The 13,940-nt window shown below is 54.6% G+C and carries 11 protein-coding genes; 1 reads left to right on the forward strand and 10 read right to left on the reverse strand.

Annotated elements, in window-relative coordinates; all coding sequences use genetic code 11:
* The first annotated feature begins 161 nt into the window (after window positions 1–161).
* Window positions 162–2,342, forward strand: a complete 2,181-nt coding sequence (locus ACK5LI_RS02350; RefSeq protein WP_416946026.1) for a methyl-accepting chemotaxis protein — start codon at window positions 162–164, stop codon at window positions 2,340–2,342.
* Window positions 2,343–2,473: 131 nt separating this feature from the next.
* On the opposite strand, the gene ACK5LI_RS02355 is transcribed toward ACK5LI_RS02350, so the two are convergent.
* From ACK5LI_RS02355 to ACK5LI_RS02400, 10 genes are all read right to left on the reverse strand, one after another.
* Window positions 2,474–3,817, reverse strand: a complete 1,344-nt coding sequence (locus tag ACK5LI_RS02355) for a tetratricopeptide repeat protein (RefSeq protein ID WP_416946027.1) — start codon at window positions 3,815–3,817, stop codon at window positions 2,474–2,476.
* 19 nt (window positions 3,818–3,836) lie between these two features.
* Window positions 3,837–4,508 carry an energy transducer TonB gene (locus tag ACK5LI_RS02360; protein WP_416946028.1) on the reverse strand — a complete coding sequence of 224 codons (672 nt, stop codon included), beginning with the start codon at window positions 4,506–4,508 and terminating at the stop codon, window positions 3,837–3,839.
* On the reverse strand, window positions 4,505–4,909 hold the full coding sequence (locus ACK5LI_RS02365) for an ExbD/TolR family protein (RefSeq protein ID WP_416946029.1): 405 nt from the start codon (window positions 4,907–4,909) through the stop codon (window positions 4,505–4,507). Before ACK5LI_RS02365 ends, ACK5LI_RS02360 begins: the two co-directional genes overlap by 4 nt.
* Window positions 4,909–5,862 carry a MotA/TolQ/ExbB proton channel family protein gene (locus ACK5LI_RS02370; RefSeq protein WP_416946030.1) on the reverse strand — a complete coding sequence of 318 codons (954 nt, stop codon included), beginning with the start codon at window positions 5,860–5,862 and terminating at the stop codon, window positions 4,909–4,911. Before ACK5LI_RS02370 ends, ACK5LI_RS02365 begins: the two co-directional genes overlap by 1 nt.
* Window positions 5,862–7,292 carry a MotA/TolQ/ExbB proton channel family protein gene (locus ACK5LI_RS02375; RefSeq protein WP_416946031.1) on the reverse strand — a complete coding sequence of 477 codons (1,431 nt, stop codon included), beginning with the start codon at window positions 7,290–7,292 and terminating at the stop codon, window positions 5,862–5,864. The genes ACK5LI_RS02370 and ACK5LI_RS02375 overlap by 1 nt, the downstream gene beginning before the upstream one ends.
* Window positions 7,292–8,071, reverse strand: a complete 780-nt coding sequence (locus ACK5LI_RS02380; protein WP_416946032.1) for a DUF3450 domain-containing protein — start codon at window positions 8,069–8,071, stop codon at window positions 7,292–7,294. Before ACK5LI_RS02380 ends, ACK5LI_RS02375 begins: the two co-directional genes overlap by 1 nt.
* Window positions 8,072–8,154: 83 nt before the next feature.
* Window positions 8,155–9,771: an ABC transporter ATP-binding protein gene (locus ACK5LI_RS02385; protein WP_416946033.1), complete on the reverse strand. Its 1,617-nt coding sequence runs from the start codon at window positions 9,769–9,771 to the stop codon at window positions 8,155–8,157.
* The gene (locus tag ACK5LI_RS02390) at window positions 9,768–10,796 is read right to left on the reverse strand and encodes an ABC transporter permease (protein WP_416946034.1); all 1,029 of its coding nucleotides are present in this window, start codon (window positions 10,794–10,796) and stop codon (window positions 9,768–9,770) included. Before ACK5LI_RS02390 ends, ACK5LI_RS02385 begins: the two co-directional genes overlap by 4 nt.
* On the reverse strand, window positions 10,789–11,910 hold the full coding sequence (locus ACK5LI_RS02395; protein ID WP_416946035.1) for a microcin C ABC transporter permease YejB: 1,122 nt from the start codon (window positions 11,908–11,910) through the stop codon (window positions 10,789–10,791). Before ACK5LI_RS02395 ends, ACK5LI_RS02390 begins: the two co-directional genes overlap by 8 nt.
* Before the next feature lie 2 nt (window positions 11,911–11,912).
* Window positions 11,913–13,868: an extracellular solute-binding protein gene (locus tag ACK5LI_RS02400; RefSeq protein ID WP_416946036.1), complete on the reverse strand. Its 1,956-nt coding sequence runs from the start codon at window positions 13,866–13,868 to the stop codon at window positions 11,913–11,915.
* Between the last annotated feature and the right edge of the window lie 72 nt (window positions 13,869–13,940).

Raw genomic sequence — 13,940 nt, forward strand, 5'->3', positions numbered from 1 at the left:
CCGTTTGCCGCAATGGAGAACAGTATCAGGAACTGTACAACTCATACTTCGCACTGGAAATGTAATTATAATCATAACGCTCGCTAGTTATTCGTGTACGCTGTTATTCTGACCTCACTATGGCAGGTAAAAGTAACCAAACTTCCTTATAGGGGGGAGTCATGACGACCAATATCTCCTTAAAACAAAAGATGATTGCCTTCTGCATGGCCATTGGTCTCATTCCGTTTGCCGCAATGGGATACTACGCTTTCAGTCAGGCGGCTTCCAAACTGGAAGACCAGTACTTTAATCAGCTGACATCACTGCGGGCGACCAAGCAGCACACCGCGCAAGAGCTGATCGAAGGGTGGAAAGACGACATATCGCTACTTTCAAAGAACACCCTTGCAGCTACGTATATCGCAACGCTGCAGACCTACGCCGACTTACCTGAAGGCCACAGCGGTCCTGCGGTAAATATTGGTTCCAATGAGTATAAGGAGTTGTACAAGCAGGCTGATCCGCACTTTTCTCCGTATGTAACAGAGAAAGGGTACTATGATACTTTTCTGGTTGGTACGGAAGGCCGCATTCTTTACACACAGGCCAAGGAATCTGACCTCGGTCAAAGCCTTGCCAGCGGGCCCCTTGCACAAAGCGGCATTGCCGATGCATGGCGTATGGCGCAAAAAGAATCTCTCGGTTTTTCAGACTTTAAGCCGTATGCACCTTCGGCAGGCGATCCGGCAGCATTTATCGCCAAGCGTATCACAGTAGACGGCGCTCCCGCCGGTACTGTCGTGCTGCAGATTCCGCTTGATCATATAAATAAGCTTATGCAGCTTCGGGACGGACTTGGAAAAACAGGCGAAACATATCTTATCGGCCCTGACAAGTTGATGCGTTCCGACTCATTCCTTGACCCGACAAATCATTCCGTTGTGGCTTCGTTCAGAAATCCGCAAAAAGGCAAAGTTGATACCGTTGCCGCTCAAAAAGCACTTAATGACGAAAGCAACACGGAAATAATCACCGACTACAACGGCCATCCCGTACTGTCTTCATTTGCCCCTCTCAACGTTCTTGCAGGGGTCCGGTGGGCCATCATCGCAGAAATCGACGAAGCCGAAGCCTTTGCCAGCGTATTTGCGCTACGCACAGCTCTGCTTATAGCAGGCGGCGTCATCATAGTGCTGGTGATAGGCGCAACACTGTTTATTCTCCGGCGCGAACTGCTTACTCCGCTGAATGCAATTCAGGACTTTGCAGGTCAGGTGGCAGGCGGCAATCTGGACGCCACAGCCCGGGGCTCTTTCTCTGCGGAAATGGCTTCACTGCAAAACTCCATCACAACAATGGTCGGCTCGTTAAAGGAAAAAATGCATGAGGCCAACCTTAAAAGCGAAGAAGCGGCCAGACAGGCGGCCAATGCGGAAAAAGCTCTTGATGAAGCCAGAATGCAACAGGAAAAAGTATCAAAACTCATCACGCACATGCAGGATCTTTCCGGCAGGGCGAATACTATCGCCGAACGCATGTCCTCTGCTGCCGACGAACTGACGGCACAGGTCGATCAGGTAAGCAGCGGAGCATCAATCCAGCGCGACAGAATGCAGGAGACTGCAACTGCCATGGAGCAAATCAACGCCACGGTTACTGAAGTCGCGCAAAACTCGACCCTTGCCTCCTCCAGCTCCGGCGAAGCCCGTGATAAAGCGCAGCAGGGCGCCGGTATTGTTCAGCAAGCCATAAGGGCCATCGAAGAAGTAAACAACACCGCGCTGAGCCTTAAGGAAAGCATGGGATCACTGGGACAACAGGCGGACTCAATCGGTCAGGTTATGACCGTTATCTCGGACATCGCAGACCAGACCAACCTGCTGGCGCTTAATGCCGCTATCGAAGCAGCCCGTGCTGGCGATGCAGGCAGAGGCTTTGCCGTAGTTGCCGATGAAGTGCGTAAACTGGCAGAAAAAACCATGAGTGCCACCAAGGAAGTCGGCGACAGAATTGCCAACATCCAGCAGGCTGCCGGTAAAAACATTGAAAGCGTGGACAAGGCTTTAAAAGCCATTGAAGAAGCGACCATGCAGGCAAACTCTTCCGGCGAAGCGCTGGATTCCATTGTAGGCATGGCCAGTGATACTGCCCATCAGGTATCCAGCATTGCCACCGCGGCAGAAGAACAGGCCGCGGCAATGGAAGAGGTCAGCAGGTCGGTTGAAGAAGTAAACATGATCGTCAACGAAACTGCGGATGGCATGATGCAGGCCGCGGAAGCAGTGCAGGAGCTGGCAACACAAGCGACAGAGCTCCGTGACCTTATTCAGTCACTGGAAAGCGCAGGCAGAGAAGACTAGCTGCCACCCAGGCCCGCACTCAGGACAACTCTGGCCGCCCCTCGGGGCGGCCTTTTTATATCCATGGATATCAGCCGGACGGATACAGCTATATCCTTAAGCTGCAACCGGCAGGCATTATCCGGCATACATTATGTTCCGGCCTTTTCAGAACCTCTGATTACAGAAGGAAGTCGGGCTGCATCAGCATCTCTGCTGCCGTTCTCGATTTCCTGCAGCACTCCCAGCAGCTTATCCGCACGGGCTTTCAAGTCACCCCCGTTATCAGATAATTTTTTCAGTTCTGCTCGTGCAAGGTCCCAGTCGCCTTCATTCCATGCCAGAACAGCAAGAACCCACTGTGCCTTGGATGCCAGCTTTCCCCCTTTTGCAGCAAGGCTGGTGAATATGGAGCGCGCTTCCTCAATACGTTGCATACGCATCAGAATATTGCCCTTGAAAAAAAGACGCTTATCTGACGGAGCCTGCTTTAATACGCTATTGATCTGCTCCAACGCAGCAGAAAGGTCACCGCCGCGCGCCAGTGTTACCGCAAGACTGTCCAGCATTTCAGGTGTGGGCGGAGCATCCCCTATCAGCCTTGCTCCCAAGGACGGTGCCCCCAATGAACAATACAGCGATGCCAGCTGCGCGGATTCTCTTTTGCTGGGCGGCGCCAGCTTATACGCAACTTCGTAAGTTGCTGCCGCTTTTTCCCGCAGCCCCTGACGAAAGTAGACAAACCCGAGCATGCGCCAGACCTTTGCGTCTTCCGGATAAATGCGTACAGCGTTTCTCAGCACCTCTGCAGCCTGCGCTTCTTTTTTGTCATGCATTAGGCATTGGCTCAACAGGATATGCCAGTCGCGCTTTGCCTTCTCGTGTGCCACCAGCGGCAGCAGGATGCCTGCTGCCTTGCCGTATTGTTCCGCGCGGGCATAAAAAACTGCAGCAGTATAGGCCAGTAGCACCTGCTTGCTGTCTGACAGACTGTAAGCAGCCATATATGCTTCGGCGGCTTCTACCGGCTTATCTAGCTGATATAATGCAGAGCCGAGATTCTGCGCCAGAGCAATGCTTTCCGGATATGCCGCAAAGCCTTCCCGCAAAATATTGACTGCCAGATCGGCTCTGTCCATCTGCAACAGCACCAGACCGTACAGCTCATAGCCATACAGATGCTTTTGCGAATGCCCGCGAAAGTACCTGCCAAGCAGCTCGGCAGCTTCCGGTAAGCGTTTTTTGTCCAGATGCTCTTTCGCTCTGGTAAACATATCATACTCAAAGGAAGTTACCGGACGCCCGGCGGCATGCGCATCCTGCACTGCCGGTGCAAAAAACATCAGCACCGCCGCTGTAACCAGTCCGGTCACCAGTCGAATCAACATCATGGGAACCTGTCTGCGCAAAAAACCGGCAACAGCCCCCTGCGGTAAAAAGACTTCCGCCTTCGCCAAACTGTGGCAGCCTGTCGTTATGGTAATATCACTCATCATAGTTAACCCTGCTCCCTGCCTATCTGCTCAGAGAGAACGAAAAAGGCTGGTCTGCGATGCACTGAACAGCTTTACCGTCAACCTTGCAGGGTACAAAACGCCACTGCATCACAGTCTCTTTTGCCGCTTCATAAAAAGCTTCTTTTCCGGACTGCGGGTCCACCGGTGTGGCTTTGCCTACGGTGCCGTCCTCGCGCAGCAGAATGCGCAAGGTAACTGTGCATTCTGTTCCCAGACGCTTTGCCTTGATCGGGTACAAAGGTGCAGGCGTGTACAACGGGCGCGGCTGTTCATCCACTTCACCCAAGGTCAAAGCCCCGCCGGAAGGGCTGCTCAGCCCGCCAGCCGCGGCCATGGAAGGCACGCCGCTTACAGGAGCCGTTCCTGCCACTTCGGGTGCAAAATCCATTTCCATACTGGGCATATCCATTTCCAGCGCGGGAGAATCCATAGACATTTCCAGTTGAGCCACATGTTCCAGAGGCTGAACCTGCTGCACATCCTGCGTGGCAAAAGTCTGTTCTTCCTGCACCGGAGCATCTCTAAACGAGGATAATTTTACAGCACCATGCAGGACGGGCTTTTCCACAGCCCGGCGAGGAGACGTACCTGCCAGCAGAAACAACAGCAGGAAAACTGTTACGCCGATGCCCCCGAAAGCAGCCAACACTACAGTTCCTGCTTTTTTCATGAAGCTTCCTTGGTGGCTACGCTTACATCCCGCACACCCGCCATCCTGCACATATCAATCACTTTTACCAGCACGCCGGAGTTTGACTGCACATCTGCAGCCACAATGACGGCCAGATTTTCTTTTTCTGCCAGCAGACGGTCCATATGAGCGCTGAGGGTACGGATATCCACGGTGTCACCCTCCAGCCACAACACGTTATCGCTGTCGATACCCACCACAACCTGTACCTGCTGTGCCTCACCGGTGCTGGCTGCAGGGCGCTCCACCACCACGCCGGATTCTTTGATAAAACTTGTGGATACTATGAAAAATATTAACAGGATAAACACCATGTCAATCATAGGTGTAAGGTCGATATCGTTGACCACTTCATCCTGAGAGGAGCGACGCCACCTCATTATGCACCTCCGTCGGGGCAAGGGCCGTTGCTGTTGAACATCGCGCCGGAATTCTCTGACCGCAGGGAGATGGAACGAAGCGTGTTCCGCAACTTACGTGTCTTGCGATACAGCACGCCGCCAGCCAGCAGGCTGGGGATGGCTACCAGCAGGCCGCCCTGTGTGGTTACAAGCGCTTTTGAAATACCTTCTGTCAGGGCCGCATTGCTGGCATTGCCAGCCTCTGCCAAGGCGCGGAAGGTGCCTATCATGCCTTCAACCGTGCCCAGCAGCCCAAGCAGCGGAGCAAGTGACGCAAGCAGCAGAATGGTTCCCACATTCTTGCTGAACTGCCTCATGGCAATGTCCATGTGCGCTCTGACAATCCGTTTGCGCAGACGCCCACTGATGCCGCTTTGATCAAGCACACGGCAGAACAGCCTATGCTGTTCCACAACACCCCTGCCGGTGCTTGTGTCCGCACCTCCGTCCGTGCCCCTTTCCGGGCGGGAACCTTGCACTCCGCAACTGGCAGCTCCTTCTGCACGAAGCATAGAGTCGCTCGCATCCGCCGCAACAATCGGTGGTAAACGATTGCCAACCTGTACGGACACACCGGTATCAGCGGTATGCTCCGGCAATGTTCTTTCAGATAAAGGCTTCCTGCCGGCAGATGGTGTGGCAGGGTCAGATAATCCTCCGGAGACACTATGACTTGCCGTATCAACAACGTTACCGCTGGCTCTGTTCATTGAACAAAAAGCGGGGGCAGTGCCCGCATCCGCACCTGAACCGGCATCCGGCGAACTCTCCATACCCCGGCTCTGCTTTGCTGCATCACGCAGCGCCACTGCGGTCAGGATAATAAGCGTCCAAACCCAGATGCACAGAATTCCAAGAAGCGCCAGAATACCTGCACCGGCTGACAACGACTTGAGCCCGACGGATATTCCGCCAAGAATGTCGCCTGCCATTATGCCTTACCTCCGCTTGCACCGGCGGCAATAAGCGATGTTCCGGCGGCTTCCATGTCCAGCATGATGGTATTGACGCGGCGGGTAAGAAAATGGTGGCAGAGCAGCAGCGGAATAGCCACCAGCAGGCCCATCTCCGTAGTCAGCAATGCTTCGGAAATACCGGCAGAAAGCAGCTTGGGGTCGCCGTTGCCGTGGGCGGTGATGACACGGAATGTCTGAATAATGCCGGATACAGTTCCCAGCAGCCCCAGAAGCGGAGAGATGGCAGCCAACACTCTGAGAGTCTGTAAAAAGCGCTCCAGAGGCGGCAATTCATCCAACATGGCTTCTTCGAGACGTCGCTCCATCAGTTCAGGCGATGTTCTGTCAGCCTGTTCAGCTTCCTTGCTGCCGCCGTTGCCGTTCAGGATGCGCCCCACAACGCGTTCCGCAGGCGATGCCGCACCGGCGTATTCTGCACGCATTCTGAAAGCCCCTGCACCCAGCACCTTTGCCACAACCTGCTTTCCGTTTATGCGGACACGACTAAGCGTAAAGACACGTTCAGACACCAGCAGTATTCCCACAACGCCGATGAGCAAAATAGGCCACAGGAAAAGACCGCCTTCCATAACAGTAGTAAGCAGCGTGTGACGCTTCGGCGGGTCTGCCAGCAGCTTGCCGCCGGAAAGGTCTGCCGGAATCGCTATTGTTGCGCCGTCCGGCGCTGTAAAAGCATTACGAACCAGTTCCGCCTCGTTATTATCCGGCTTATAGGCGGCAGCCTGCGGCAACGAAGCAGCGTCGCGCTGCAAAAGGAATCCTGTTTCTTCTCCTGCTGCGTAGGCTGCCTGCAATGCTCCCAGATGCAGAACGTCCACCATCCGGCTGCTGCCATCACGCACATGTACAAACTGACGCACACGCACCAGCTTGCCGCCGGCATTAATCGAAGCCTGAAGGGCTGCCAGCAGAAATTCCACGTCGCCAAGCGAAGGAAAGCGTTCAGGCTCTGCCATCAGGGCCAGTTTTTCCCGCCATCCGGCGTCAAGGCCTTGCGCATCAAACATCGGCCCTGCGGCAAGCAGCACTCCTGCATTATCCCGCACCGAGTTCTGAATCTTACGCCGCACCGCTTCCTTACTTTTCAACTCTTCCTCAAGAGAAAACTGTTGCTTTCGCAACGAGGCAAGTCTGTTCTGCAACTCCGAAGCGCGACTCTTCTTTGCATTGACGCTGGCGGTCAGTGTTGCCAGTTCTTCTTTCAGCCCAGCGCGCTGCTCTTCCATACTGCGCATCACCGCCCGGGCGTTTTCGCTTGTCACACGTTTCACTTCGCTGGCATCTTCGGCAATGCGGCCAAGTGAAGTGCCGTTTCCGGTAGAAGCAGCCAGCACCGTACCAACTGCCAGAAAAAAGACACAAAGGGTTATGGCCAGAGTACGCATTATTTCACCTCCCCGAACGGCAACACTGGCAACTGAAGCACGCTGCCGGACTCAAGCATAGTCACAGCCTGCTGCACTGCGGGAACCTGTCCGGCATCAACAGTTACAAACCCTTGCCCCCGCTGCCAGCGCCATGCACTTGCACCGTCCGGCGACAGCGCAAACAGCCCGACTCTGCCAAACCGCAGCAGCCGGACGTTACGGGATTCACCAGCAACGGTAATTGCCCCTGCGGTCACTTCCACATCGGTACCGTAGGCAAGCTCAACCTGCAGTGCCTCCAATGTGCGGCGCAGCTTTTCAGCCCCTGTCAGTTCATAGTCGTCCGCAGTGGCACGCAAAAAGCGCAGGCGACTTTCGCGCTCCTGTTGCAGAAACGGCGCATCCTGCCGGACAAAGCTGTCCAGCGCATCAATGTACTTAACCAGCACGCCTTCCAGTTCCGCCTCCATGCGCACCAGCTCATCGCGGGTCTTTGTCAGCTCGTCCACACGGTCACTTGCCGTATTCACGTAGCGGGTAAAAGTAGTTACCTGCAGTGCATACCAAGCCTCTTCCAGCCGTGCCTGCCGGATTTTTTCCTGCAGCGACGCCTGTTCCCGTTCCCACTCCGAGCCCTGTTCATGAACTTTTTTTTCAATGGCAATGGTAGAGGTTACCGTTTCCACAACTGTCTCTGGCGAGGCGGCTCGTGCAGTAGACGGAGCCACGGACAACAGGCCGAAAAACACCGGCAGACAAATTTTACCTGCAAGGCTTACTAGATTTATTTTTTTCATAGAAACATTCCATTCTGTCCGGCTTTGTCAGACGTTACCGCACTGTTGTCCGCAAACGTCTGGCAAAGCCGCTCTTCTATTTTTTACTCAGCCATCGCCGCTTCAAGCAGGCGGCGTGTATAGGCATGTTGCGGCGCAGCAAAAACGCTGGCGGTATCTCCGGCTTCAACAACATCACCATGCTGCATAACCAGCACCCGATGGCAGATACGCCGTACCAGTGACAAATCATGGGCGATAAAAACACCGGCCAGACCATGACGCTGCTGCAATGTTTTGAGCAGGCGCACCACCTGAAACTGCGTATTACGGTCAAGAGATGATGTGGGTTCATCAAATATTATGCACTCGGGCTGCATGACCAGCGCACGGGCCAGACACACCCGCTGGCACTGCCCGCCCGAAAACTCATGCGGGTAGCGGTGCCGCATTTCAGGGTCCAGTTCCACTTCCCGCATGGCGCTGATGACGCGTTCTTCCATTGCGGTTTCCGTCATGCCGCCCTGTGCCCTCAGCCCTTCTGCAATGCATTCCTGCACACTCAGACGCGGGTTCAGCGCGGCAAGCGGGTCCTGAAAGACAATCTGCAGACGGCTGCGATGAGAACGCAATTCTTTCTCATTCAATACATGCAACGGCACGCCGGAAAAGCTCACTTCTCCCTGTGATGCGATAAGCCGCAACACGGCCAATCCCAGTGAAGACTTGCCGGAACCGCTTTCACCCACCACTCCCAGGCATTCCCCCCGACGCAAAGCGAACGAAACATCCCGAACGGCATGATGATACCGCCGAACCCTGCCGAACCAGCTACTGCCCGCAGGATAACGGACATTCAGCCCGCGCACTTCCAGCACGGGGGCGGCATCACTATGTACTGACACCGGAACGTCATCTTTGCCGCTGTCCATCAGCATTCTGGTATAAGGATGCTGCGGCGAAGCAAAAATCCTGTCTGCGGAACCTGTCTCCACAATCCGCCCATGCTGCATAACGCATACTTCATCAGCAAGACTGCGCATCATGGGCAGGTCATGGCTGATGACAATAAGCGTAAGCGACAGCGAAGCCCGCAATGACAGCAACAGGTCGATGACTTGCCGCTGCACGGCGGCATCAAGGGCCGTTGTAGGCTCATCCGCAATCAGAATATCCGGCTCATCTGCAAGGGCCATAGCCAGCATAGCGCGCTGCCGCTGCCCGCCGGAAAGCTGATGCGGAAACGAATTCATAATCCGCTGCGGATCATCCATGCCTGCCTGTTCCAGCAGACCGGCAACCCGTTTTTTAATTTTTTCCTTGTCCCAGCGGCGATGAACAGCCAACCCTTCGCCTATCTGACGGCCAATGCGGTGCAAGGGGTTAAAGCTGCTCAGCGGGTCCTGAAACAGCATGGCAATACGTCTGCCGCGCACGGCGCGCATGGCTTCATCATTCGAAACAGGCAGCGGTTTGCCGTTAAACAGCACTTTGCCGCCCCGCACCGTGGCGCCTGCGGGCAGCAGGCCCATGACGGCCCGTGCGGTAAGCGATTTTCCGGAACCACTTTCGCCTACAATACCCAGCACCTTGCCCCGCCGCAGCGCAAAGCTTACACCGTGCACCACGTCGACAATGTCTGTAGCCCCTTTCTGCGCCATTGCACCGAAGCCGATGCGCAGATCCTCCACAGAAAGCAATATATCCTTCCGGCTCGTCATGCTTTTTTTCCCCCGTTAGGATCAAATGCGTCGCGCACCGCCTCCCCGATAAACACCAGCAGGCACAAAAGCGTTCCCAGCACGCCGAAGGCGGTAAGTCCTATCCACGGTGCATGCAGGTTGTTTTTGCCCTGTGCCAGTAGTTCGCCCAGCGAAGGCGAACCGGGAGGCATGCCGAAGCCGATGAAATCAAGAGAGGTAAGCGTGGTTACGGCCCCGCTGAAGATAAACGGCAGGTAGCTGATGGTAGCAACCATGGCGTTGGGCAGGATATGACGGAACATGATGGTTCTGTCGCGCACACCGATGGCTCTGGCAGCACGCACATAATCAAGCTGGCGGCAGCGCAGAAACTCTGCCCGCACCACATGCACAAGCCCCATCCAGCTGAACAGCAGCATCACGCCCAGCAATGACCAGAAGCCCATGGTTACGATACTGGAAAGGATAATAAGCAGGTACAGAACAGGCATACCCGACCAGATTTCCATAAACCGCTGAAAAACAAGGTCCACGGCGCCGCCGTAATACCCCTGCACGGCTCCCGCCACGACACCTACAACAGAGCTTACAATGCACAGGCTGAAGCCGAAAAGGATAGACAGCCTGAAACCGTAGAGCACCCGCGCCACAATGTCGCGCCCCTGATCATCCGTGCCCAGCCAGTTCAGGGCAGAGGGCGGAGCAGGAAACTGTTCAGCCTGATAGTTCACCGAATCGTACGAAAACCGTACAAGCGGCCACACCATGAAGCCGTGTTCATCAATCTCTGTACTGATTATCGTGTCTTTATAATCTGCCTCAAAAGGCAGCGAACCGCCGAAGTCAGTTTCAAGATATGTTTTAAATACAGGTGCGTACCACTGCCCCTTATACGAAACGAGCAGCGGCTTATCATTTGCCACCAGTTCCGCCCCGAGGCTGAGCATAAAGAACAGTACAAACACCCATAGCGAAATCCAGCCGCGCCTGTGCGACCGGAACGCCCTGATTTTACGCAGAGCATGAGGAGACAGCTTATGCATTGGCCGTCCCCCTGCCGGGAAAAGTGATACGCGGGTCTACCAGAGAATATGTCACGTCGGAGATGATGCGGGTAAGCAGCCCCAGCAGCGTAAACATATACAGCGTGGCAAACATGACCGGATAGTCACGTGTCATGGCAGCCTCAAACCCCAGCAGGCCGATACCGTTAAGCGAAAAAATCACTTCGATAAGCACAGAGCCGGTGAAAAACATATGAATAAACGCACCGGGAAACCCTGCGATGACAATAAGCATGGCATTACGAAACACATGCCCGTACAGCACCTGCCGCACACCAAGCCCCTTGGCGCGCGCTGTAGCGGTGTATTGTTTATGTATCTCATCCAGAAAAGAATTTTTGGTAAGCGTGGTAAGCGTGGCAAATCCGCCGATAACCATGGCAGTAAGCGGCAATGCAAGATGTGAAAAATAATCGCATACCTGCTGCCACAGCGTCATGTCTGCAAAGTCCGGCGAAACCAGCCCCCGCAACGGAAAAATATTCCAGTAGCTGCCACCGGCGAACAGTACCACCAGCAGCACGGCAAACAGAAATCCCGGAATTGCATCACCGATGACAACCAGCGTGCCTGTTACCGCATCAAACTTCGTTCCGTGCTTCACAGCCCGCCGGATACCCAGCGGTATGGACACAAAGTAAATGATCAGCGTGCTCCATACGCCCAGCGAAACGGATACAGGCAGCGCGTCACCCAGCAGCTGTATGACACTGCGCCCTTTAAAAAAGCTGTTGCCGAATTCAAAGGTCAGATAATTTGTCAGCATCAGCCAAAAGCGTTCATGTATGGGCTTGTCAAAACCGTACATGCGCCTGACCTCTTCAATCACTTCGGGCGCTAGCCCTCTGTGGCCTTTGTACGCACCATTTCCGCCTGTGCCGCTCTCTCCGTCAATGGAGACCACATCCACACCGGCATCGCCGCCTTCTCCGCCAAGCCGCTCCATAAATACCGTGTCGGCGCCTTCCAGCTTCAGCAGATACTGTTCCACCGGCCCACCGGGGGCGGACTGGATAACAAAGAAGTTCAGCGCGATGATGCCCAAAAACGTAGGCACCAGCAGCGCCAGCCTGCGAACTATGTATTCGAACATGGCTACTTCCCGTATCCGGTTGCCGTAGCGCGCAGGGCTTTTTCCGCTTCTTCATCCACCCACCACGAATGCATGTCGAAGCCCGTGGCAGGCTGCAGATCACTGCGCCTGAACTTGTCCCAATACGCAATGCGGATGACAGAAGAATACCAGCCGGGAATAAAGTAGGCGCCATGCAGCAGCACGCGATCAAGTGCGCGGCAATTTGTGACCAGCTCTTCACGGTCTGCCGATGCGATGATGTGCTCTACCAGTGCGTCTACCACGGCAGACCTGACGCCTGCATAGTTGCCTGAGCCTGTTGTATCGGCAGCGCTGCTTGTCCAGTATGAGCGCTGCTCATTACCCGGGGAAGAAGACTGGGGCACACGGCCCATAATCATGTCGTAATCAAAACTGCGGATACGGTTAACGTATTGCGTCGGGTCTACAAGTGACACATGCATGTTGATACCTATGCGCCCGAGGTTGCGCCTGAAAGGCAGTACGACTCTGTTAAGGCTTGCAGAGCGCAGCAGAATGCTGAACTCAAAACGCTGCCCTGCGGCATTTTGCAAAGTGCCGTCCTTCAGTTGCCAGCCTGCCTGCTGCAGCAGGCTCAGGGCTTGCCGCATCTGCTCACGCACGTTGCCGTCACCTTTTGTAACAGGCACGTGGTAAGGTTCGGTTAGTACTTCTGGCGCAAGCTGGTCTGCAAAAGGACGCAGCACCGCAAGTTCTGACTCTGAAGGCACACCGGAGGAAGCCAGCTCGCTGTTTGAAAAGTAACTGGTGCTGCGGGTGTATGCATTATGAAAGATGGCCTTGTTGGTCCATTCAAAATCAAACAGCAGCGATATGGCCTGCCGTACGCGCCTGTCGGCAAAAAAGTCCTTACGTGTATTAAAGATAAAGCCGTACATGCCCATGGGCCGGTTTGTCGTCAGCTCTTCACGCTTGATGTGACCGGCCTTTACAGCAGGGCCGGTATACGCAGAAACCCACGCTTTGGCGGTTCCTTCGCTGTAAAAGTCAAACTCACCGGCTTTGAATGCTTCCCGCGCAACTGTTTCGTCACGGAAGTATTCGTATCGGATAGTGCCAAAGTTATACCGGCCCTTGTTCACCGGCAGGTCTTTCGCCCAATAGTCGGTTACAAGCTCGTATTCCACATAACTGCCCAGCGAAAAATCTTTCACTTTATACGGACCGCTGCCCACGGCTGGCGTAAGCGACGGCTTTGAAAAGTCGTGTTTTTCCCAGTAATGTTTAGGCAGCACAGGAAGCTGCGCCAGAATAACAGGCAGCTCTGCGTTATTTTTTTCGGTCAGGGTAAAACGCACGCTACGGGCGGAAAGGACCTCCACCCCCTGCACCGAAGCATAGTACTGCTTGTATCTGGGAGCGCCGTATTCCATCAGCAGCCGGAACGTATACGCCACGTCTTCTGCCGTAATGGGCATACCGTCATGAAACCGTGCAGCCGGATTGATATGAAAAGTCACATGCGAAAGGTCATCCGAGACTTCAAATGATTCTGCAATAAGCCCGTAGTATTCAAAAATCGTATGGTCCGGCGCCCCTACGCCAAGCGTATCAACCGTAAAGCCGATTCCGGCAGCAGGTAATCCGCGGGCGATATACGCATGCATGGAATCAAAATTACCTCTGGCGGCAAGACTGAGGGTGCCGCCCTTGGGCGCATCCGGATTCGCATGCGGAAAATGCTTTCCGTTCCACGCAAACTGCGGCGCATCACCCATTGTCATGACATTTTTTTGCGCCGCCCGAACGCCGGATGCGCTGCCAAAACACAAAACAGCAGCTAAGAAGAGAACCGGAACAACGCCAAGGCATAAAGCCCCGATAGCCTGCCGCACTCTTTTATAGCGATCTTGAAGACACTGCTTGCCGCCGCTGACTGTGTTTTCAGCAGATTTAAAAATCAGACCAGACTGCTTCTCCGATGCATTACGCATGGAACTATCTCCTTACCTTTGATCAACAGAACTCTGCGCACCCGCTGCCTGAAAACGGCGTGTAACAATGCG

The sequence above is a fragment of the Oleidesulfovibrio sp. genome, from assembly GCF_047973035.1.
Classification (GTDB): Bacteria; Desulfobacterota; Desulfovibrionia; order Desulfovibrionales; family Desulfovibrionaceae; genus Oleidesulfovibrio.

Bases quoted from the DNA above. Each gene is read 5' to 3' on its own strand.
- ACK5LI_RS02350 (WP_416946026.1), top strand. From the start codon at position 162: ATGACGACCAATATCTCCTTAAAACAAAAGATGATTGCCTTCTGCATG.
- ACK5LI_RS02355 (WP_416946027.1), bottom strand. From the start codon at position 3,817: ATGATGAGTGATATTACCATAACGACAGGCTGCCACAGTTTGGCGAAG.
- ACK5LI_RS02360 (WP_416946028.1), bottom strand. From the start codon at position 4,508: ATGAAAAAAGCAGGAACTGTAGTGTTGGCTGCTTTCGGGGGCATCGGC.
- ACK5LI_RS02365 (WP_416946029.1), bottom strand. From the start codon at position 4,909: ATGAGGTGGCGTCGCTCCTCTCAGGATGAAGTGGTCAACGATATCGAC.
- ACK5LI_RS02370 (WP_416946030.1), bottom strand. From the start codon at position 5,862: ATGGCAGGCGACATTCTTGGCGGAATATCCGTCGGGCTCAAGTCGTTG.
- ACK5LI_RS02375 (WP_416946031.1), bottom strand. From the start codon at position 7,292: ATGCGTACTCTGGCCATAACCCTTTGTGTCTTTTTTCTGGCAGTTGGT.
- ACK5LI_RS02380 (WP_416946032.1), bottom strand. From the start codon at position 8,071: ATGAAAAAAATAAATCTAGTAAGCCTTGCAGGTAAAATTTGTCTGCCG.
- ACK5LI_RS02385 (WP_416946033.1), bottom strand. From the start codon at position 9,771: ATGACGAGCCGGAAGGATATATTGCTTTCTGTGGAGGATCTGCGCATC.
- ACK5LI_RS02390 (WP_416946034.1), bottom strand. From the start codon at position 10,796: ATGCATAAGCTGTCTCCTCATGCTCTGCGTAAAATCAGGGCGTTCCGG.
- ACK5LI_RS02395 (WP_416946035.1), bottom strand. From the start codon at position 11,910: ATGTTCGAATACATAGTTCGCAGGCTGGCGCTGCTGGTGCCTACGTTT.
- ACK5LI_RS02400 (WP_416946036.1), bottom strand. From the start codon at position 13,868: ATGCGTAATGCATCGGAGAAGCAGTCTGGTCTGATTTTTAAATCTGCT.